The 446-nt window shown below is 59.6% G+C and carries 1 protein-coding gene; it reads left to right on the top strand.

The genetic code is table 11. The features are described from left to right. On the top strand, positions 1 to 440 hold a 440-nt coding region (locus tag JQK88_RS36875), incomplete at its 5' end, for an ISAs1 family transposase (protein ID WP_312037400.1). Between the last annotated feature and the right edge of the window lie 6 nt (positions 441 to 446).

The raw sequence follows: 446 nt of genomic DNA, 5'->3' as shown, positions 1-446 counted from the left end.
AGACGCGCGATACGGCTCACGGCCGCACTGAAGTGCGCCGAGCCAGCATCTTGCCGCTTGCCAAACTCAAGGATCTGCCCGTGTTCCCCGGCCTCAAGGCCATCGGCCGCATCGAGGCCCTGCGCACGGCCGACGACAAGACGGCTACGTCGGTCCGCTACATCGTGCTCTCCAAGCTGCTGACGCCCAGGAAACTGGCCCAGACCGTACGTGCCCACTGGACGATCGAGAACCAGTTGCACTGGAGCCTCGATGTCGTCTTCCATGAAGATGACGCCCGCACCCGAAAGGACAACGCTCCACAAAACTTGGCTGTCATCCGAAGGCTCGCGCAAAACATCTTGGCTGCCCATCCGCTCGACAAACCTATCGCCAGCAAGATGCGAAGGGCAAACTGGAGCAAAGACTTCTTCTATGACCTCTTTACTCATATGCGATAGCCCTGC

It is taken from the genome of Mesorhizobium caraganae (genome assembly GCF_016836705.1).
Classification (GTDB): Bacteria; Pseudomonadota; Alphaproteobacteria; order Rhizobiales; family Rhizobiaceae; genus Mesorhizobium; species Mesorhizobium caraganae.
Note: the sequence above shows the minus strand (reverse complement) of the source record. Positions and strands in the feature narration are given on the sequence as shown.